Source organism: Paenibacillus sp. 10L310, from assembly GCF_056395745.1.
On sequence record NZ_JBFTKC010000012.1, the window covers coordinates 14,372 to 35,843 of the forward strand.

The window sequence follows — 21,472 nt, forward strand, 5'->3', positions numbered from 1 at the left end:
GCTAAACGTTGTTATAGTGGGTGAAGAGATCGATGCGCAATTGGGTCAAAAATGAGAATGTGCAGATGACGGCCATTGCCTTTACCACTGCGGTAGGGGCGCAATTCAAGATAAATCCGTTCCGGGAAGATTACTTCCGAATCGGGCTGGGGGTTAGCATCCTTTTATTTCTGCTGATGATCATGCCACACTTGTCTTATGTGAAGACAGGAATCCTGACAGGCATCGCGAATTTGCTGTTTCAGTCAGCAGATCTCATCAATCATGTACAGAGCGTGTCCATACTGGAAAGCATGCGGGACAATCTGGGGGCAGGTGTGTATTATGTGGTCTTTGCCTATGGGCTTAGCAAATTCAAGCATCGATTCCATGAGATGCAGCCTCTTCTGCTCGGCGGGTTAATTACATGTATCGATTTCTCCTCTAATCTTGTTGAGCTGCTTTTTCGCGGAATGTTAAGCGGGACCAATATCTTTTATATGAAGGAATGGTTGTATCTGCTTGTGGTAGGTGGTCTGCGAAGTTACTTTGTGATTGGGCTATATAACAGCATTGCGGTGAGGCAGATGCGGCTCTTACATGCAGAGCAGGAGAAGCGGATGGAGCAGATGCTGAGTGTGAACTCGGGTCTGTATAGCGAGGTCTTTTACCTGAAGAAAGCGATGAATACGATCGAAGGCATTACGGCTGACAGCTATGATCTATATCGCGATCTTCGGGAGCAGGACATGAATCAATATAGTCAGCGCACGCTGGGCATCGCTCAGCAGATTCATGAAGTAAAGAAGGATTCACAACGTATTCTAGCGGGTCTGCTGAAGCTGTATGATAACGAAAAAGCGGTTAACATGAGCCTATCTGAAGTACTGAACTTTGCCAGCAAAGCAAACCGAAAATATAGCGAAATGCTTCATAAGCAGGTCGAGATCGATATTGAGCAACAGTATGATTGTGAGTCTCCGTATTACATTCCTCTTCTCACGGTAATGAATAACCTGATTGCCAATGCGGTAGAGGCGATTGAGCATGATGGGACGATTCGAATTCGTATATATGAGCAGGAAGAAAACGTGTATTTCGTTGTGATGGATTCTGGAAAAGGCGTACCCGAAGCCAAATGGGATGTCATCTTTGAACCGGGGTACACAACGAAGTTCAATGAAGTTGGCATTGCCGCGACAGGCATTGGCCTGTCCCATGTACGTGATATCGTTCAGTCGTTGACGGGACAGATCACAGTGGAATCGGCGCCTCTGGGAGCGAGAGGGAGTACATTTCGTATAGCTATTCCCAAGATGAATTTAATAAAGGGGGCCGATGTCGATGACACTTTCTATCATGATCGTGGATGATGATGTGGTGAGTCGGAGCATGTTGCATGATATCATTGAATCCTGTGGAATCGGCGAGCTTGCGGGTATGGCTGAGGGCGGCATAGAAGGAGCACGGATGATCATGGATCTTCGTCCCGATGTGGTGCTGATTGATCTGCTGATGCCGGATCAGGACGGAATTGAGACGGTAGCGAAGCTGAAGCACGGCGGTTATACCGGGAAATTCATCATGATCTCTCAGGTGGAGAACAAGGAGATGGTAGGGGAGGCCTACCAGAACGGCATTGAATTCTTCATTCATAAACCGATTAATCGGGTGGAAGTGGAGCATGTGCTCAGCAAAGTGAATGACCAGTGGAAGTATGAACGTTACGTGCTGGAGATCAAGCAGTCGATGGCCCGACTGAATCTGGTGGAAGCGCCAGCCCCTGCTCAAGGTCGTACGGTGCGAGATGCGGCAAGAAGCATTCTAATGGATCTGGGGATTATCGGAGAAAGTGGTAGCAAGGACATCATTGCGCTCATGGAGTATGCGATTGATCAGAAGCAGGTCGCGGAGTGGCCGCCGCTGAAGGAGTCCTATGAAGCGGTTGCCCAGACTTATAAGTCTACGCCCAAAGACGTGGAGAAAGAGAGCAAGGCGATGGAACAACGCATTCGCAGAACGGTAATTGGCGCGTTAACAAACATGGCCTCGATTGGACTCACCGATTATAGCAACCACAAGTTTGAGCATTATGCTCCCCTGTACTTCGACTTCCAGGATGTTCGAATGAAGATGAGAGCCATGGAAGAAGATCAGGCAGGCGACAAAGGCAAGGTTAATATCAAAAAGTTCCTGCATGTGTTCTATATGGAGACGCTTGAAAAGATGAATAATTGAACAACTGAATAACTGAGATATGTTATCTCTTAACCAAAAGCCGATGTCCAGGAGAGGAGAAAGTGAAATGAACATAACTATTGATCAGCAAGGCAATTCCAAGGTCGCCATTATTGAAAGTGATGGTATCGTCATCAACAATGCTCAAGATGCACTGGATTTGATGGCTTCGGTAAGGTATAGCGATGATGCCGATAAGCTCATTATCGACAAATCGAACATCACGGAAGAGTTCTTCGAACTGAAAACCAAGCTTGCAGGTGAGATTTTGCAGAAGTACGTGAACTATCATGTTAAGCTTGCTATTGTGGGAGATTTCGAAGGACATAACAGCAAGAGCCTGAGAGATTTCATCTATGAGTGTAACAATGGCAAGCATGTTTTCTTTTTGAAAAACAAAGATGAAGCGCTTCAAAAGTTGCATAATATCAGTTAAGCGTACAACCGAGGCATGTAGAGAGCCTGCTTATAATCTGAGCCAAACGTAGGAGGTTTGCACCGTGATATCTAATGAGAATTTAAAGGTATATGCTCTGCCTGAGATCGGAAATCTTAAAGTGCATGGCAGAACAACTGGAGAGCGATCGCCGTTGACGTTATTTTGGACGGGGAGTGCAGTTGAACTCAATGTACAGGGCTCCGAACTATGGGTTGAAGTAGAGTCGCAGTATGACATGTATGAGTCATGGATCAGCATTCTGATCAATGGTGTTTCGGTGAGCAGACAGATGTTAACGGCGGGAAGGTACTGGGTCTGTGTATTCCGAGGTATGAACGCGAATGTGGTGAAGAATGTTCGGATCGTTAAGGATGTTCAAGCGATGAGTGGTGACCCGGGTTGTTCCTTGCAGATTCATGCGGTGAAATCGGATGGAGCGTTCCTGCCTGTGCAGGAAAAAACGTACAAGATCGAGTTCATTGGTGACAGTATTACATCTGGCGAAGGTGCGATTGGAGCGAAAGCGGAGGAAGATTGGATTCCGATGTGGTTCAGCGCCATACATAATTATACGTTTATGACAGCAGAGGCATTGAATGCGGAGTATCGGGTCATCTCGCAAAGTGGCTGGGGTGTGCTGACAAGTTGGGATAACAATCCAAAAGGGAACATCCCCGAGTATTACGAAAAGGTCTGTGGCTTGCTTACTGGTGAACGTAACGATGCGCTAGGCGCAGGAGATCAGCATGATTTTAGTTCCTGGCAGCCGGATGTGGTAGTCGTGAACCTGGGCAGCAATGATGGGGGTGCATTTCAGTCACCGGAGTGGAAAGACCCCGACACGGGCAAGGTGTACAAGCAGCGTTTGAACGAAGATGGTACGTATCATGAAGAAGATCTGGTTGCTTTTGAGAAAGCGGTGGAACGGTTCCTGTTCAAACTTCGGAAAAACAATCCAGATGCACAACTCGTATGGGCTTATGGCATGCTTGGTTTTCCCATGATGCCTGCCATCTACCGCGCAGTTGATGCGTATACAAAGGGGACAGGAGACCGCAAGGTCTCAATCATCCAGCTTCCTGATACAACCGAAGAGACGGTAGGTGCGCGCACCCATCCAGGCGAGTTATCTCACCGTAGGACGGCAGAGGTGTTAGCGGAATATGTACGAGGAATGATAGGATAACTTGATACTTGATACTTGATACTTGATACATGGTAATGGAAAGACCACTCTTTCATGAACGGGTACCCCAATGGTTAGATGGTGTCTAACTTGATGAGGTCCCTTCATCATAAGAATGGTCTTTTCCCTTTCTACTTATCTAGACATTCGAAGCTGTATCCGCTGTGCCGCTGTTCTGTACCTCATAACGAATCGAAATGATCTGTCCGAGCGTCTGGGTTCGGACCATTTTGAATTGACTTGGCACAGTGCCTGTCGGGAATAAGGGGATGCCTTCGCCAAGAATCTTGGGAATGATGGCGACTTCAATCTCGTCCAGTAATTTTTTTGCTAACACAGCTTGAACCAATATGCCGCCACCCACAATCCACACATCTCCATCAGAAGTTTGTTTTAACCGGGGAATGAGCGTATCTACCTCCTCGGTTGTAAACTGTACATGCGGAGCGGGCGGCTGTTCCGAGCGGGAAAGCACATACGTTGGGCGATCCGCATAGGGAAATTCTTCGGAAAGTGTGAGCACCTCTTCATACGTATAACGTCCCATAACAACGCTACCGATTGTTTTATAAAATGCAGCATACCCGTTGTCTCCACCATCACCCTCCACATCAAATAACCAATCGACCGAACCGTCCAGTCTTGCGATATATCCATCCAAACTCATAGCAATGTACAAAATTGTTTTGTTATCAGACATGTTCATCGCTCCCTTCTAAAATGTATGATACACTTTAACTATGACAAAAGTTGACGTAGTTAGGATGTTGAATTCATGAATCATCGGAAATTGGCGATCATGCGCCTGATGGATTCCAGACAAAAGTTCACTGCCCGGGAATTGGCAGAACGGTTCGACGTATCGATTCGTACGATCCAGCGAGATCTGGATGCATTGCAGGCGCTGGGTTTCCCTTTGTACACAGAAGTTGGCGTGAACGGAGGATACCGGGTGTTGCCCAATCGGATTTTGCCACCCCTTCAACTGACACAGCAGGAGGCATTAGGGCTGTTTATGATGCTGGAATATCTACAGCAAGTACCGGATTTTCCATATGGATCAATGCGTGAGCATCTGGCTGAGCAATACTTCTCTACTTTGCCCAAAGATGTACAGGATCTCATTATGCGAATGAGAGAGCATATCACCTTTGTCCAACACCCTGGTGGGCATTCCGAGCCTTTAACAACCGAGATATTGGGTGCAGCGGTAGAAAAGAGAGAAATCGAATTTATGTATCATGCCCGCAGTGGTCCTAAAAAAGTCCAGGTCTTTCCCTATGGCATCTACTATGAGCAGGGACATTGGTACATGCCAGCCCGGAAGAAGGATCGTGTATTGTTGTATCGGGTGGATCGCATGCAGCAGTTGGTTGTTATGGAATCAGTGGATAAATCTGTTCCAAGTCTAAAGGCATGGCTAGCTGCCAAAGAAGATAGAGCAAGCGTAGAAGTGGTGCTGCAATTCACGGAATTTGGAGCAAGGATTGCTGCGTCAGATGTGTTGTTCAAGTCAGTTGAAGGCCATGAGTGGCGCGGACTGATTCCGCCTGAAGAGTTTTCTTTTACAGCACGAAAGTTACTCTCCTATGGGCCGGAAGTGAAGGTGGTGTCTCCGCTCGAACTGCAGCAGCAGGTTAGAGGGATGCTGGAACGGAGTTTAAGCCAGTATGGTGGGGGATAAGAGCTTTCAAACGCTGGATATTAGGGTATCAAGGAAGAGATAAGAAAGGTGTGTAGACAAATGAGCGAAGTTTGGACTAAAGACATCATCCCGACTGTATCCGATAAAGTAGTGATTGTGACAGGTTCGAACGGCGGGTTAGGGTATGAAACGGCATTAGCGTTAGCTGAAAAAGGCGCAAAGGTTATCATTGCAGTTCGTAATATGGAAAAAGGTGAAAAGGCAGCTAATAAAATAAAGTCGTCTGTGCATGTAGCTGGAGAGGTAATCGTTATGCAGCTTGACCTTAGCGATTTAGCTAGTATCCGTAAGTTCGCAGCCGCTTTTCTTGAGCAATACGATTCGTTGTCCATTCTCGTTAATAATGCAGGAATTATGAACCCTCCATTCCAGTTGACGAAAGATGGCTTTGAATTGCAGTTTGGTAGTAATCATCTAGGCCATTTTGCGCTTACGGGTCTACTATTGCCTCGATTGATCTCTACTCCGAAATCGAGAGTTGTCACTGTAAGTAGTATGGCAGCTCATAATGGTGCGATTGATTTTAATAATTTAGATGGCTCCAAAGGATATAATCCCATGAAGTTCTACAGTCAAAGCAAGCTAGCCAATCTGATGTTTGCGAGAGAGCTGCAGAATAAATTTAATTCCGCCCATATTGATTCCATGAGTATCGCCGCTCATCCAGGAATTTCGCATACCAATCTATTTTCCTTCGGTTCGGGGAAACAGACCAATATATTCATGCGCAGTCTTTTGAAAATCATTAGTCAACCGGCACATATGGGGGCATTACCTACCTTATATGCTGCAGCAGATCCGACGATCACGGGAGGGGAGTATATTGCTCCCAGTGGTATGGGCGGCACCAAGGGCTATCCCAAGAGCGCTAAGATCATCGAAAAATTATATGACGCTAACATTTCAAACAAGCTATGGAGCGTATCAGAAGAATTAACAGGGGTATATTACAGATTCAACGTGTAGATTTTGCTATTAAGGAAAGTAAACCTTATTATGGTATAGACAGTTAAAAGTTCTTCAGCACGAATAAGATTAACTGAATGGGGGGCTACCATGATTCGATTCATAAAAGGTTTCACGACCCGCTCTATGCAGAGTCCATGTGATGAACAACGGCGGTTGTTTGCATAGAGCCTGAAATCCACTTCCGCCATATCATTATAGTGCATATCCAATGCGTTCATCGTACGACTCTGCTGCCTTAAAGATTTTAACTTTTAAGGAGTGGAGCAACGTGAAATATATTAATGCGGATACAATCTTCCCGGAAGAATTACTCAAAGAAATACAGCGTCATATCTCCGGAGGCCTGATCTATATTCCAAGGCCCAAGGATGCTCATAAGAAGTGGGGCGAGAATTCGGGTGGCAGAAGGGTTGTCCAGGAGCGGAACGACGAGATCCGCCAGCTTTTTGCTGCCGGAACAACCATCGATCAGCTTGCGGACCAATACTGTTTATCCATCGATAGCATCAAGAAAATTGTGTATTGCAAAAAGGGATGAAACTATAAAAGCCATGTTCGAGCAATCGAATGTGGCTTTTTCCTGTAAGAATAAAGAATAGTTATTAAAGCTTTTTTACATATTCGAGGTTGTTAATTACGCGTACAATTCATTTGACGGTACAAGGATATGCGTTGAGAGTTCTTGAAAATAACTCCTTAAATCATCTGGTAAGGTTGGTGAATATGAATAATATGAATATAGAAGTGAAATTAACGAATAAAGACGAGGCGTATGTGATTAAAAATATGTACCCGCTATACCTTCATGATCTATCCGGACATTATGGTCTGGGTGGAGAGCATACCCCGAACGAACATGGCATTTTTGAGCCAAGTCCTGATTACAAAACGTTACAGGATCAGTATGATGTACAGAATATTTGGTGGGAAAAACCGGAGTGTCTTTATCCGTTCCTTATGATTGTGGATGGCATACCGGCAGGTTTTGCGTTCATAGCTACTCCGCCATATTGTTCACAAGGCACGAATTTCTTTGTACATGACTTCTTTCTGATGCAGCCATTTCGAGGTGTAGGCGTTGCTGAACACGCGGCATCGACGATCTTCGGCATGTTTAGAGGAAACTGGGAGTTGTTCACCAATCCATCGGAGAACAATAAGATTGGCCAATCTTTCTGGCGGAAAACAGTGAATAATTATACCAAAGGTAACTATCGGGAGATGTACGGGCAAACGTTCGATGGTTATAAATTGATTTTTCAATTCTCCAATATATAAAAAGAGAGACCGTCTCCCTTTGCGGAAAACGATCTCTCTCTACTGCCTTTTATAAACTACCGTTGAAATAGTGATACTCAGAATTTACTTCAAAACCAACACTGCGGTACAGATTCAAAGCACGTTTGTTCTCGGTAACAACGGATAAGCGAATATCTGTGTAACTATGTTTCCTTAGGAGATCAACCAGGATGCTAAGCGCAGTGCGCCCCAGTTTCTGTCCCTGATAAGCAGGCAAGATACAGAAGTTATGAATAAATGCGGTTGTTGCATTAATGGAGTTGACCCGTACCAGCCCAACAGGCAGTTGATTCTGCCATGCAATATAGGTGACTCGGCTGGGTTCATTCGTTTGCATAAAGTACTCGCGTGTCCAGTCCTCCGAATCTCCAAAGGCTTGGGAGGAGCAAGTGACCATAAACTCCATATCCTCGGTTTCTGCCACGGACAACGTTAGTTCAGGTGGCTCCACAACCGAAAGGACTTCATTCACAAGTTGCATCGAGTACTCCGCACGATCATAAATGGCTCCAAGGGATTGGGCAGTATGAACACCCGGAGATAATCCCTGAGGAACGCGATAACTGAGTTGGTTGATTCCCTGTGGTTGCATGTCTAGGAGGGCTCGTTTCAGTAAGTGGAGAAACACACCTTGGCGACGAAAATGCGGATGTACGATGGCATTAATATTTCCGGTTACGTCATCCGAAGGGTACCAACTGAGAAGTCCGACCAATTCACCATCACGATAACAGAGGAGTGCATGGTCCCCGTCTTTTTTGCTGATATGGTCAAGGTCCGCCTTGAGATAAATCGAATCAAGCTGTTTACATTGTTGTTCGAGCAAAATAATAGCATCAATCTGTTCCTTGGAATTATAGACCATAGGAACGACTTGATAAGTTGACATAGCTTTCACACCTTCATTGTTGAAGGAAACACGCAGTTATTGGACCCGCAGGCGCTGTCCTTCGAGAGTTGGTCCATTTGTAATTTTGATCATCATTATTATCTCCTCCAAATCACTTCCCGATGACTATAACACAATCTATGATGAAGATGACACCCAATGGATGTAATTCACTGGGTGTCTGTTCAGATGCGCCCAATAACTGGACATTATATCCTATTGAAGGGATAATTGAGAGTAATACTGACGAGAAAGGGAGGGATTAACCATGCGCAAGTTGGCATATGTGATGGGTATATTATTTCTTTCCGCCGCCATGTTAATGGGATGTACATCATCTGAACCAGCGGAAAGCACGGAACCCGTCACTCCACCAGCAACGGAACAGCCAAGTGATACGGGGGACCAGAAGGCGACTGCGGAGGAGCAGCAACAAGCGCTCGAAATGTCACTGGAGTATAAGACAACAGAACTCACTGTGGATGGCAAAGACTATGGGGATACGTTAGAGATGGAAGGGTTATTGGCCAAAGGAGACACGATGAAGCCATTCCTGACCTCCAGGAATTATGAGGCTTACATGGCTAATCGATATATTGTCTTGCCTCTTCAGGTTGCACACATCGAACAAGCGAAACTGCATCCTGAAAATATACAAACCAAGATCAAAGATAACAAGAGCGACTGGATTCTGGTGGAATACACGCTTGATCTGAAATTTACAGACAAGAACGGCAAGGAGTTCAAGTCCATTCCGCTATCGGGCGATATCACCTTTTTGCAGGATCAGGGAGAATGGCGCATTCAGGATGATACGTACAACATGAAGCCCTTCACAGAAATCATTAATAATTCACTATAATGCATGAGTCACCTGTGAATCTGGCACATACAGATTGTGCTCGAATTATCCATTGCGAATAAGATCCTTCATATCAGTATGCACTTCAAAGTGCGTACTTTTTTTGTGGTGGCTTGCCCAGCTAAGTGCGCGCCAAAAGGGTCTCATCGTGATGTTAGCTATTGACTCCTGCTAGAAATTTGCAGGGTAAATTTCCTGTAATGATGATATTATTTGGATGATCAACTTACTTATTGCGCTCTTGTAGAATGGGGTTGGGTTCATCATGAGGGAGATTCTCCGAGTCGGTTCTCGTAAGGTTTGGTTGTATATCATTGCTGCTGTTGTTGGTTTGGTTACAGGCTATGTCGTCCTCTCTTCGCCGGACTCTCCTAGACTCCAAAGTGAAGAAGGTATTCTGGATTTAACGCAGGCTCAACTTAGTACGAATCCGCAAAAACTAACAGGGAAGTGGGCGTTCTATTGGCAAGAACTGCTGTCGCCTGAGGATATGCGGGTTCGTTCGGCAAGGGAAGGAAATCAGGACCACTGGATTAACATCCCAAGCTCCTGGCTGGGCTACCCGTTAGAAGGTCAGCGGCTGAGCGGTACAGGCTATGCAACCTTTGGACTGGTCGTTCATCTAAGCGAACAGGATCGAGATGAGATGCTTGCTCTGCGGCTGCCTAGCATTTTTAATGCGTACAAATTATGGGTCAATGGCGAGCTGCTGGCAGAAGTTGGTGAGGTTGGTCAGGACAAGCACAGCATGACCCCGCAACTGGAAACAAAGCTGGTGTATTTTCAGCCTGAAAGCGACACGTTAGAGCTGGTCATGCAAGTCTCCAACTTCCAACATCATCGGGGCGGCATTACCAAGAATATCGAGCTGGGTGGCAGTAACGTACTAACGACCAAGACCAATCTGAATCTTGCCAGGGATATGTTCATCACGGCAAGTTTGCTAGTGATCGGTTTGTATAATCTGCTGTTGTTCATGCTGCGACGTAAGGATAAAGCTCCGTTATATTTTGGCCTGTTTACTGTACTGCTTGGTATTCGATCCTTGTTCAACGGCGAGCTTATCTTTACACAATGGTTGCCTCATTTTCCTTGGGAATTGCAGTTCAAGATCGAATATCTGATTCTTTGCCTCAGCGGTTATATCATCACCATGTATTTTGATTGTATTTTTCCGAATTATGTGTCGCGATGGTTTCGTCTTGGCACCCGGATCGTAACTGGTGCATTCTGTATCCTTGTAGTGGTAACCCCTGCAATTATATATACAAAATTTTTGCTGGTAATCGGTGTGATGGTAGTTCTACATATGATTTATCTGATGATCGGGCTGGTTCAGGCGGCTGTGCGACGTATGGAGGGAGCGCTGATCTTCCTGCTGGTGTCGGTGGTTACTTTGGTCACGGTTGTCAACGATTTTTTGTATTTTAACGGATGGTCGCTAGTTGGAAATACATCTCCGCTTGGCTTATTGATATTTACGATCGCGCAGCTGATTCTGCTGTCTTCGCGATCTACGAGGACGGCATCGAACGAAGAGAGAATTACACGTGAATTACAGGACGTTAATGACAAGCTGATTGAAATGAATATGAATCTGGAACAGACCGTTCAGGAGCGAACACAGGCCTTATCTACAGTGCATGATGATCTCCAAACCTCGTATGACCGACTGCTTCACTCCGAGCAAGGGAGGAAGAAGCTTCTTGCTTATATTACGCATGATCTGCGTATGCCGTTGTCCAGCATGCTTGGATATGTAGAAGCTATACAGGACAGGGTCAAGCCGGAACGCAATGAGCAATATCTGAAGTACATCCGGGAGAACACGATAAGGATTAACCGTATGATCGAGGAGTTATCCTTCTTGTCGCATTTGGAGACCGGACAGGTCTCGTACCGAATGGAGCCGATTCAGATGATTCCTTTCTTGCATGGTTTTTTTGAACAATATGAGTTGGTAGTGCGAGACGCAGGATTAGACTTCATACTGGATATCGGAGATACCGAGGATAGACGATCTATTTTGCCAGTTGTCGAGATGGATGCGAAAAGAATAGAACAGGCCTTATTTAATCTAGTATCCAACGCCATGAAGTTCACCTCCAGCGGGGGGCTGGTGCGTATTGCACTAGTTGTGGAAGTGATGAATCATGCTCGCTATGCGACCATTAGCATACAGGATTCTGGCATGGGGATTCCTCCGGATCAGCTTGAGCAAATCTTCGAACGTAATTACAGATATGATCGGCCGGGAATGGGCATAGAGGGCAGTGGACTGGGGCTTGCAATTTGCAGGGAAATCGTACAAGCGCACGGAGGCATGGTTCGAGCGGAGAGCGACGGCAAGATGGGGGCGACATTCTATGTAACGTTTCCTTGTACGGTGATTGAAGGAAAGGGGTGATGAGATGGACACGCACAAAATCATGATCGTTGATGATGATCCTCATATATGCGAGATTGTGCAGGTGTATTGTGATAGGGAGGGATTTGTCTCCACCTGCAGTCATAGCGGGTCAGAAGCGATGGAGCTGCTTACATCGTTTGAGCCGGATTTAATTATACTGGATATATTGCTGGCTAATGAAAACGGTATTGACTGGTGCAGGAATGCGCGTAATCTCACCAGTGCGCCGATTGTGTTTCTGAGCAGTCAAGAGGAAGACGAAATAAAAATTAGCGCATTATCCTATGGCGGGGACGATTATGTGACCAAACCGTTCAGTCCGGGAGTGCTCATGGCCAAGATCAAGGCTCACCTTCGCAGAGTGTCGACGGGTAGAAGGGAACAACTGCTGGAGTTACCGGGTTTGACACTGGATTTCTACACGCAGTCCGTCAACATGGGGAGCATACCTATCTCTTTATCGAAAAAAGAATTCAGTCTGCTGTCCTATATGGCACAAAACGTAAATCGTGTCGTCAGTGTTGATACGTTGTTTCAAATCATCTGGGGAATGGAAAGTCTGGAGGATACAAGAACGGTTGCTGTACATATCAGTAATTTACGCAAAAAAATTGAGTCTGACCCTGCCGACCCCGAGCGAATCATTACGGTTCGGGGGAGCGGATATATGCTGGTTTCTAACAGTACGTCACAAGCATGAATATAGCAGTAAGGGTGGTAGTCTATTATAAATGGGAAAATGGCGTTGGAGCAGTACCTGACGCTATTGGCCCATTTTTTGTTTTTTCCACTAGCTTCATAATCGACTCAAGATATTGAATTCCTCAACACCAGTCTGCGCTTCTCCATCCTCGTCAAAATGATGTGCCATCTCTCCGAAGAATTAAACGATCCAATACGCACGGATTTAAAGTTTTCTTTAGGTTTCTCAAGTAGGATAATCCATCATGATAAAATCACTGTGGTCGATATAACGACATATTTCATCAAATTGTACCTGATTATTAGCTACGAGGACGTTACATTCAAGCCGGATCAAACGATAATACGTGAAGAAATGGTTGTCTTGCTGTCCCGCATTAGTACTTGAAGAGAAGGAAGTGGCTCCGATGGCACGAGTTATATGTATCACATCAGGGAAAGGTGGAGTTGGCAAGACAACGGTCACGGCTAATCTCGGGACTGCCCTTGCCTTATCGGGGAGCAGCGTTTGCCTGATCGATGCTGATTTTGGATTGAGAAATCTGGATATTCCGCTTGGTTTGAGTAATAGGGTAAGGTATCATATTTCTGATTTTCTGACGGGTCAATGTGCTTTACATCAAGTGATCGTCAAAGATAAGCGAATCAGTACCTTGTCCTTTATCTCCTGTAGTAACGACGCGGTGCATCACGATGATCCGCAAGTTTTTGGCGAGGTTGTACAGCAAATAGCCCAGGGCTATGATTATGTGCTGATCGATTCGCCGGCAGGCATTGAAAATGGATTCTGGAATGCGGCTTTGGCAGCAGATGAGGCTATTGTCGTTACTACACCTCATCGTACATCGCTTCAGGACGCGGATCGCGTAATCGGATTATTAGAAGATATGATTCCGGCTCCGCCACAGCTCATCATTAATATGGCCGACGGACAGGAAGCCCGTTCGGCAACGGTAAAGATGCAGGATATTATCGATATTCTCAATATCGGTGTGATTGGCGTGATCCATGCCGATGTAGAAATTATACGTTCCGTACATAAGGGCATTCCGATTGCGCTTAATCCCGAGTTTGAAAGCGGGCTGCGCTTCAGGCATATCGCCCACAATGTGGCGAAGAATCAGCAGGAGCCTTTTATCTCATTGAAACCCAAGAGGCATATTAGTGTTTTTTCACTTCCTCCAAGACTGCGTTGGGGGAAGAACAGTTCGTTATAGTCGCTTCTGGTAGATGAATCGTTGAGAAGAGAATCATCTGGAATGGATTGCAGACTAGCTTAAGAATTCATGAAAAATAGTGGTGTGGGAGTTACCTTCCCTACGCCGCTATTTTTTGATGTCATTGATGTTCTCACTTGCGAGTGGTTGCTTACTTAAAGTTTTCTTTATAATTCACAAGCGCCCCTATCTCGCATGATAAAATACGGAAGAAAAAACGACATAATTTGCTGTGTCGGTGTCACAATTCGACTGTAACTGATCAGAAAGGTCGGTGAACGAATTCAATCTGTAAATTTTTTTCGCTTGATCTCCGCGTGTCGAGCGAACTGACTTGCAGGAGACCAATGATCCCGATCTGGGTCAGTGGTATCTGCTATTAGTCTGGCTTTGTTGATTAGCTTGATTAGAAACCAATTTTGGATGGTCTTAGTTTGATCTATACATAGAAGGGATGAATGAAAGTGAAGAAAGTAAGACAGGGATGGAAGGTGAGCCGGCAGATCCTAATGTGGATGCTGGTGATCAGCTTAATAGTTTCTGCCGTGCCCCTATTACCAGCGCAATCGGCAGTAGCGGCTGAACTGCCGATGCAGAAGACAAAAGTAATCACATCCACTGGATTCCAGGATGTGAGTCACACCGACTGGTTCTATGATGCAGTCGTCCATGTGCAGGAGAAGGGCATATTCAGCGGAACGAACGCGAGTAGCTTCTCTCCTAAGGGGACAATGACACGTGCCATGTATGTAACGGCACTTGGACGGATGGCCGGAGTCGATGTGGGGGCGTACTCCACTTCGAGCTTTGCCGATGTACAGGCGGGCAGCTGGTATGCGCCATATGTCGAATGGGCGGTTAAGAAGGGAATTACCGATGGCACGGGGGATCGGAAATATTCGCCGGATGCTACCGTATCTCGGGAGCAAATGGCGACGATGACGTTGCGGTATTTCGAAAGCGAACAGATCCCTTATCAGACCGAGAATCCGGTCACGACAGAGCCGGGCGATCTCTCGGATGTATCGCCTTGGGCGGCTGACGCGGTCATCAAGCTGTGGCAAGCCGGTGTGTTCACCGGGGACGAAAAGGGGAACTTCAATCCGCGTGCGCAAGCGACTCGCGCGGAAGCAGCGGTTCTCTTCATGCGCAACAACGCGGTTGTAGAGGCGTGGAAAAATCAGAATCAAAAGCCGGTGACACCGACATCGCCAGTGACACCAACACCGACATCGCCGGTGACATCAACGCCAACACCGTCACCCGGCAGTAATAGCGGTGGCGGAACGCCTGGAGACAACGAAAGTAGCCCTGGCGCCGGTTCCACTGCGTATACGCTCACGTTTGAGAGCAACGGAGGCACGGCAGTTGCTGCGCAGACGGTACGAAAAGGCCAGGTGCTAAATAATCTACCTGCTCCAACAAAAGAAGGATATATATTTCAAGGGTGGTTTGTGGATAGTGATCTTTCACTCATCTTCGCAAGTGGCACTACCTTGACTGCGGATACGAAGTTGTATGCGAAGTATACTGATAGCATAGATCGTGCCGTACAGAGCGTACCAAGCTATTCGGTACTGGATGTCGCGCCGAACTTCACCATTAAGGTGCAGGATTCATCGGGCAGTCTAACGGAATCCCAGGTCAAAGAGGGGATGAACTTCGTGGATACGGCGAATCCCGAATTCGAAGGGGTTACCGTCTCTGGCGGGAACGGAGTTTTCACGGTATCGTCAGCAGCCGAAAATGGCAAGTTCGTTGAAGGTAACACATATCAACTTACGTTGACGGATGACAGTTTGTCCTTCCAAGGCCAAGACGCGACGACAAGTATTTATGTATTTAGCGTTGCTAAACAAGAAGTCATGAATGTTCCGCTCAATCCGAACATGATCTACATTCCGTTCACGGATGTCACGGATATGGTGATAAATGGAGCAGATGTCGATTCGCCCGCGATTTCAGTCGTTACTACGACGGTAGGCGGCGAAAATGCACTCGCCGAAGTGAATGCGAGTAGTGGAACGTTCAAGTACACCGGAAGCACTGGCACGGTGATTCAAGTCGGTGATACCGTAGCCATCTATGAGGGAGTTAGTCCCGAACTGCGCACAGTCGAAACGACTGGTGAAGACGATGGTGATGTGGCCTATGTCCAGATCACGTCAGTAGATGCAAGTGTCTACACTTATGATCACGCAGATGCCAAACAAGTGTTGCTCAAGCCAGATGTGCTACCGGTGAGCGTAGAGGCAGATACGGATGGAGATCCCAGTAACCATTCCATCACGGTCGATCATACCGCGATGAACTACAGCGACGGCCTGTACGAGCCCTTTGGTTTGGATCAACTGACCACGGTCGATGTGGGAGACTTTATCGGGTTCTATGAAGGTGAATTCGCCGAAGAAGGTTCTAAGGTAACCGGTTATGGACGTATTACGTCGATTACGCCTGAGGCAGAGATGGACGTCATTACGTATACCGATGCCACCATTGAAGATATTGAAAATGTCTTCAACATCTATCAGAAGCAAGCAATTGATGGCGAAGATCTGTTTTCGAAAGAACAGATTGCACAGCTCGAAGAGCAAATTGAGCAGCAAGCGAGAGACAGCGGATTCGTCAATGAAGCCGCGGATTATCTGTCTGACATCGCCATGGAGACAAAGGAAATTCAGGAGATCAAGGCTCAGTCCTCCCTAGCGTCCGGTAAAGGGAGCCGGGTAAGTGTGGAGAAGCTGACCGTTGTTGCTTCACTCGGCACGAGGCTGAAGAATATTGACGGCCGAACCTCAGGCGTAAGCGCTACATTACAAGTGGGTGCCGATATTGTTGTCAATATCAATGAAGACAGCGATCTTGTCATTCATATGACGGGTACATTCGTGCAGGAGATGAGCCTAGACCTCGGTATCAATGGGGATATGAAAGGGCACTGGCTGAAAAAGTGGGGAATTCCTTACTGGTACAGCATTGATGATTATGTAATTACGGCGAATCTGGATGCTTATAGCTATACCGGGATGAACATCACCGCAGAGATAGCTCTTGTTGAACACGATAAGTTAAATGATGCACTGAATGACTGGGTGGGCGAGAAGAACGCAGGCAGGTTGGGAAAGGTTCAGAACATTGCGACACAGATTAAAGCGGTAATGGCGGGTGTGCAGGATACTGCCGTAGATGCGGAATCATTGAAGGAAAAGTATCAAGAGATGTTGGAGCAAGACACGGAGTGGGTTCCGTTAATCAAGAAAGAGCTTTTTGAAAAGAGCGTACGCGTGGCTTTAGGTATTGTGGAAGTCAAATTTGAAGCGGAGTTTGTGGTCAGCGCCCAGGTGAACCTGACGGTGGGGGCAGATTTCTACTATAAGATGGCCAAGCGCTACTCGGTTAGCTTGCGCGTATTGAGTTTCAGTGGTTCGAGCAATACGGTCAGCTTGCCGGGAGACGGAGATTACCAATTTACCTTCTATGTGATGGGGACGATCGGTTTACGAGCTGGTATTCATATGGAGGTCAAAGCGGGGATTGGAAGCGTCAAGTTGAATAGTATCGGGCTTGCTGTAGAACCCGGTGTGTATGTGAATCTTTGGGGCTACTTCTATTATCAATTGAAGAATATTAGCGGGGTGAAGACCACGAAGTCTTTAGGTGCCCTGTTCGTCGAGATTGGCATCTATTTGGAGGTCGAACTCGGCGCTCAATTAGGAGATGGAGCGCTCTCAGGTGGAGTGGAGCTGGTCGATGAAGAGTGGCCACTGTATACGATTGGAGAAGAACAGAACGTCTACGACTTCGCCTATCCACAGGATAAGTCGCTCAAAGTGAACATGGCGGGTTCTGCGTCATCCATCGCTGTACCGGAGTTGTGGGTCACGATGAATACCTTTGATTTGAAGACAGGCGATACGGATGAACAGGCGTATGATCGCTCGAATTTCGATATTCAGGTGGACAATCCAAACTTCAAGTATGACGCAGCAAACGGGATGATTGAAGTGGTGGACAAGAACATTCAGGTGAGTGATGGCAATCTGGTTATCACCTGGAAGGGGGCACCGGCGTCGTTCATGTCCGAGCCACTCAAGCGTACGATTCAGTTAAGCTGGCTTGCCAGAGTGGGTGACTACATCCTTCAGCTGGATCCACAGAACAGCGGAGTGACCCAGGTTGTGGCGGCTCCTTATAACGCGCCAATCAGCGTGGTCACCCCGGTATATCCAGGATACACCTTTGACGGCTGGTATACGGCCGCTTCCGGCGGCACGAAGATCACGATTCCGAACCGAATGGCTGCGGAGGATCGGAAACTGTACGCGCACTGGATTGCGAACAAGAATACGCCGTATACGGTTGAGTATTATGTGCTAGACCCGAACAGCAGAATACAGGCTCCGCCTGTGGATACTGAAAATAGGACTGGAACAACGGACACAGAGATTCGAATTAGCTCCGACAGGTTTAAGGAGCAGGGCTATGCGACCGGAACGGTAAGCGGCGTATTAATCAAGGGAGACGGCTCGACAGTCGTAAGAGTTAATTACTATCCCGAGAATCGAAAGATGACCTTCGTTGGGGGTTATGCCGGTGCGCCCCAAATCTCGCTAACGGAAGCCGTTGGCAAGAACATTGCTGCTCGTATACCTGTGCCGACAAGGCAGGGATATACGTTTGCCGGTTGGTCGCCAGAAGTTCCAAGTACAATGCCGATTGAGGATACTACGTATACAGCGAAGTGGACGGGGAGAGAGGGTACGCCTTATCAGGTCGTGTACTTGCTGCAAAATATCGGAAGTGACACCTATACGGTTGCAGATACGGAATCGTATCGTGGAGTTACGGGTACCGAGGCGAATTTGGCGGATGTCAAGCCGAGATCCTATGATGGCTTCGTGCGGGACGACAGCATTTCGGTACTGACGGATCTAATCACGAGCAACGGCAAAACGGCGTTGAAGGTATATTATAAGCGTGATGTATACCAAATGACGGTTGATTATAACGGTTCTGGGGCAACAAATAAAACGGATAATGTTCCTTTCGGAGCGACGATGCTGTTGCGTCTAGGCACTCCGACATGGCAGGGATATAGCTTTACGGGTTGGTCGCCAACGCCTCCGACCACGATGCCTGCTGAAGATGTCCAGTTTACCGCTCAGTGGGCAATTAACGACTACACTGTAAATTTCGACAGTAACGGTGGGTCCGAAGAAGTGCCGGCTCAGACTGTAGGGTTTGGCGCCACGATTAGTACGCCGACTGAACCGACGAAAGATGGTTATGTATTCGGCGGTTGGTACAGTGATAACACGTTGACGAATGCTTACGACTTCGCTGCAGCGGTGACGGCGGATCTCACACTGTATGCGAAGTGGCTGATCCCTTACACGATAAGCTTCGAGAGTAATGAAGGATCGGTAGTAGATGCCCAAACAGTGAATGAAGGCGTCAAGGCTATGGCTCCTGCCCCTCCGACGAAAGACGGCTATGTGTTTAGCGGCTGGTACAGCGATAGTGAGCTAATGAACGCCTACAATTTCACGACTATGGTGGTTACGGGAGACCTGACATTGTACGCGAAGTGGACGGTATATGTACCGATTACCTACACTGTAACTTTCGAGAGTAACGGCGGATCGTTGGTCACAGAACAGACTGTGAATGAAGGTGCCGTGGCTACTGCTCCTGGCGCTCCGATGCTGGAAGGGTATACGTTCGATGGCTGGTATAGCGATAGCGAATTGATAATACCTTATGGTTTCACGGAAGGTGTAATGGCGAATGTGATGCTGTACGCGAAGTGGACGAAGAACAGCTACACAGTGAGCTTCAACAGTAACAACGGATCATCGGTGAGCAGTCAGTCCGTGAGTGAAGGTGACACGGCAACAGTTCCTGACGCACCGACCCGTGCAGGGCATGTATTTGAAGGTTGGTATAGTGAAGCAGGTCTGAATGAAGCCTACAGCTTCACGACACCTGTGATGAATAACCTCACATTGTATGCGAAATGGACGGCTATTTACACGGTCACCTTCAACAGTAACGGCGGATCACTGGTGGCTGAACAGAATATGCAAACCGGCGGTAATGCTACGGAGCCTGCCGTACCGACGAGGGACGGTTACGTGTTTAACGGTTGGTACAGCGACGCTGGACTGAATGAAGCCTACAGCTTCACGACATCGGTGACGGGTAACCTCACGCTGTACGCGAAGTGGACATTTAACAGCCGCACGGTGGACTTTGACAGTAACGGTGGAGCAGCAGTAGGTAGTCAGACGGTGGTTACTGGCGACAAAGCTGTGGCACCTGCTGCGCTGAAGTGGGCAGGGTATCGATTTGAAGGTTGGTATAGCGATCGCGATCTGGAGAGCGCCTACGACTTCATGACGCCGGTGACGTCAAACATCACGCTGTACGCGAAGTGGACGATGACATCTTGGCTGCAAGTGGGTGACGAGCTGGAATTGAATAGCAAATCCAATATCGTCTTCGACAGTCAAGGGACGCCTTACATGGCTTATATAAAGGACAATAACGAAGTATCTGTGGTGCAATATAAGGGAGGCACGTGGCAGCCCGTTGGCAATCAAAGCGATCTTGAAAAAGCGGGAGGATTGGGGAGCTCAGCTATATCTATCGGAATAGACAGTAAGGACAAGATTTATGTTGGTTATAAGAATAGCTCAGGTAAAGTAAGCTTTAAGAATTACAATGATGAACATAAGTGGTGGAGACCATTAACTGCTTACCCTGATTTTTATTGGAATGACGGAAAGAACAGTAGAAAAGTGGATACAGTTAAAGACAGCTTCTTCATTACCTTTGATAAGGATGATAATCCTTTTCTGATGTTTAGAGGTGTTTTGGTCGGTAACGCTGCAGAACCGTCAATGCTCATGTCATGGAGTTATCATCAAGGTAGTGGATGGAAACAAGAAGCGAGACTAGAGGCATTCGCAGGTCTAAGAGCCTTCCTCGCACCATTACCAAACAACGGCATGTATTTATTTGCTCCATTCAGGTCATCTAGTATCCCTGTGGCAACAGGATATAGCTTGGCAGATGGATCATGGAAACAATTAGATCCTAAATTATATTCATATCGAATAACTCCGAATATGGATGCTGCATCTGCGCTTGATCCATCTGGCGTACCTTATATGATCTATCTTAGCAACTCCAATGGTGTTGAAATGTGGAAATATCCGCACTCGACTCCGTCAGAAGATACGACATGGGAAAAGGTGAATACTTCCGGATTCTCGGTCGGTACATCTCAAGAAGGAAGCATGGATATGGCCTTTGACAGCGAAGGAACGCCTTACGTTGCTTATCGAGATGCAGCAGACGGCAACAGGGTGACTGTGTTGAAATATGAGAACATGGATTGGAGACCGGTAGGGTCTGCCGGATTCTCCAATGATGACGCTCTGGAGCTAGATATTTTCATAGACAGCACTGACCACGTTTATGTGAGTTATAAGGAACAAGGTAAAATGAACGTGATGAAGTTTGATCCTAATTTCAAATAACTTTTATAGATCAACTGGCAGAAGAGCCTACTC

15 protein-coding genes are annotated in these 21,472 nt (G+C 46.9%); 13 read left to right on the forward strand and 2 right to left on the reverse strand.

Annotated elements, in window-relative coordinates:
* The first annotated feature begins 32 nt into the window (after positions 1-32).
* The 4 genes from AC1DE7_RS21950 to AC1DE7_RS21965 all read left to right on the forward strand — a co-directional run bounded on the left by AC1DE7_RS21950 (position 33) and on the right by AC1DE7_RS21965 (position 3,842).
* On the forward strand, positions 33-1,352 hold the full coding sequence (locus tag AC1DE7_RS21950; protein WP_477535159.1) for an ATP-binding protein: 1,320 nt from the start codon (positions 33-35) through the stop codon (positions 1,350-1,352).
* On the forward strand, positions 1,324-2,217 hold the full coding sequence (locus tag AC1DE7_RS21955) for a response regulator (protein ID WP_477535160.1): 894 nt from the start codon (positions 1,324-1,326) through the stop codon (positions 2,215-2,217). The genes AC1DE7_RS21950 and AC1DE7_RS21955 overlap by 29 nt, the downstream gene beginning before the upstream one ends.
* Before the next feature lie 67 nt (positions 2,218-2,284).
* Positions 2,285-2,653 (forward strand): DUF4180 domain-containing protein, encoded by a 369-nt coding sequence (locus AC1DE7_RS21960; protein WP_036671793.1) that lies wholly within the window; start codon positions 2,285-2,287, stop codon positions 2,651-2,653.
* A 64-nt stretch (positions 2,654-2,717) separates the two neighbouring features.
* Entirely contained in the window at positions 2,718-3,842 is a 1,125-nt protein-coding gene (locus tag AC1DE7_RS21965; RefSeq protein WP_477535161.1) for an SGNH/GDSL hydrolase family protein, read from the forward strand.
* Between the two features lie 139 nt (positions 3,843-3,981).
* Here AC1DE7_RS21965 and AC1DE7_RS21970 read toward each other — a convergent pair whose 3' ends face one another.
* Positions 3,982-4,548, reverse strand: a complete 567-nt coding sequence (locus tag AC1DE7_RS21970) for a dihydrofolate reductase family protein (RefSeq protein ID WP_036671789.1) — start codon at positions 4,546-4,548, stop codon at positions 3,982-3,984.
* A gap of 69 nt (positions 4,549-4,617) precedes the next feature.
* Here AC1DE7_RS21970 and AC1DE7_RS21975 point away from each other — a divergent pair, with 69 nt between their 5' ends.
* The 4 genes from AC1DE7_RS21975 to AC1DE7_RS21990 all read left to right on the forward strand — a co-directional run bounded on the left by AC1DE7_RS21975 (position 4,618) and on the right by AC1DE7_RS21990 (position 7,794).
* Positions 4,618-5,526: a helix-turn-helix transcriptional regulator gene (locus tag AC1DE7_RS21975; RefSeq protein WP_477535162.1), complete on the forward strand. Its 909-nt coding sequence runs from the start codon at positions 4,618-4,620 to the stop codon at positions 5,524-5,526.
* Positions 5,527-5,586: 60 nt separating this feature from the next.
* Entirely contained in the window at positions 5,587-6,513 is a 927-nt protein-coding gene (locus AC1DE7_RS21980) for an oxidoreductase (RefSeq protein WP_405158191.1), read from the forward strand.
* Positions 6,514-6,784: 271 nt separating this feature from the next.
* Positions 6,785-7,054, forward strand: coding sequence for a CD3324 family protein (locus AC1DE7_RS21985; RefSeq protein WP_076252047.1), 270 nt, complete (start codon positions 6,785-6,787; stop codon positions 7,052-7,054).
* Between the two features lie 185 nt (positions 7,055-7,239).
* Complete coding sequence (locus AC1DE7_RS21990) at positions 7,240-7,794, forward strand: hypothetical protein (protein WP_339284849.1); 555 nt, start codon at positions 7,240-7,242, stop codon at positions 7,792-7,794.
* 49 nt (positions 7,795-7,843) lie between these two features.
* Here the strand turns inward: AC1DE7_RS21990 and AC1DE7_RS21995 are convergent, their stop codons facing one another.
* Positions 7,844-8,704, reverse strand: coding sequence for a GNAT family N-acetyltransferase (locus AC1DE7_RS21995; protein ID WP_477535163.1), 861 nt, complete (start codon positions 8,702-8,704; stop codon positions 7,844-7,846).
* Between the two features lie 268 nt (positions 8,705-8,972).
* Between AC1DE7_RS21995 and AC1DE7_RS22000 the strand changes: the two genes are divergently transcribed.
* From AC1DE7_RS22000 to AC1DE7_RS22020, 5 genes are all read left to right on the forward strand, one after another.
* On the forward strand, positions 8,973-9,566 hold the full coding sequence (locus AC1DE7_RS22000; RefSeq protein ID WP_127550193.1) for a hypothetical protein: 594 nt from the start codon (positions 8,973-8,975) through the stop codon (positions 9,564-9,566).
* 304 nt (positions 9,567-9,870) lie between these two features.
* The gene (locus tag AC1DE7_RS22005) at positions 9,871-11,973 is read left to right on the forward strand and encodes a sensor histidine kinase (protein ID WP_477535164.1); all 2,103 of its coding nucleotides are present in this window, start codon (positions 9,871-9,873) and stop codon (positions 11,971-11,973) included.
* Between the two features lie 4 nt (positions 11,974-11,977).
* On the forward strand, positions 11,978-12,676 hold the full coding sequence (locus tag AC1DE7_RS22010; protein WP_036611725.1) for a response regulator transcription factor: 699 nt from the start codon (positions 11,978-11,980) through the stop codon (positions 12,674-12,676).
* 409 nt (positions 12,677-13,085) lie between these two features.
* Positions 13,086-13,895: a septum site-determining protein MinD gene (minD, locus tag AC1DE7_RS22015; protein WP_036611723.1), complete on the forward strand. Its 810-nt coding sequence runs from the start codon at positions 13,086-13,088 to the stop codon at positions 13,893-13,895.
* A gap of 464 nt (positions 13,896-14,359) precedes the next feature.
* A complete protein-coding gene (locus AC1DE7_RS22020) occupies positions 14,360-21,439 on the forward strand; it encodes an InlB B-repeat-containing protein (RefSeq protein WP_477535165.1) in 7,080 nt (2,359 codons plus the stop codon).
* The last annotated feature ends 33 nt before the right edge of the window (positions 21,440-21,472 follow it).

Excerpts from the sequence above, each read along its gene's own strand:
- minD (WP_036611723.1), top strand. The coding sequence starts at position 13,086 with ATGGCACGAGTTATATGTATCACATCAGGGAAAGGTGGAGTTGGCAAG.
- AC1DE7_RS21995 (WP_477535163.1), bottom strand. The coding sequence starts at position 8,704 with ATGTCAACTTATCAAGTCGTTCCTATGGTCTATAATTCCAAGGAACAG.
- AC1DE7_RS21970 (WP_036671789.1), bottom strand. The coding sequence starts at position 4,548 with ATGAACATGTCTGATAACAAAACAATTTTGTACATTGCTATGAGTTTG.
- AC1DE7_RS22010 (WP_036611725.1), top strand. The coding sequence starts at position 11,978 with ATGGACACGCACAAAATCATGATCGTTGATGATGATCCTCATATATGC.
- AC1DE7_RS21990 (WP_339284849.1), top strand. The coding sequence starts at position 7,240 with ATGAATAATATGAATATAGAAGTGAAATTAACGAATAAAGACGAGGCG.
- AC1DE7_RS22000 (WP_127550193.1), top strand. The coding sequence starts at position 8,973 with ATGCGCAAGTTGGCATATGTGATGGGTATATTATTTCTTTCCGCCGCC.
- AC1DE7_RS21980 (WP_405158191.1), top strand. The coding sequence starts at position 5,587 with ATGAGCGAAGTTTGGACTAAAGACATCATCCCGACTGTATCCGATAAA.
- AC1DE7_RS21960 (WP_036671793.1), top strand. The coding sequence starts at position 2,285 with ATGAACATAACTATTGATCAGCAAGGCAATTCCAAGGTCGCCATTATT.
- AC1DE7_RS21975 (WP_477535162.1), top strand. The coding sequence starts at position 4,618 with ATGAATCATCGGAAATTGGCGATCATGCGCCTGATGGATTCCAGACAA.
- AC1DE7_RS21955 (WP_477535160.1), top strand. The coding sequence starts at position 1,324 with ATGACACTTTCTATCATGATCGTGGATGATGATGTGGTGAGTCGGAGC.
- AC1DE7_RS21950 (WP_477535159.1), top strand. The coding sequence starts at position 33 with ATGCGCAATTGGGTCAAAAATGAGAATGTGCAGATGACGGCCATTGCC.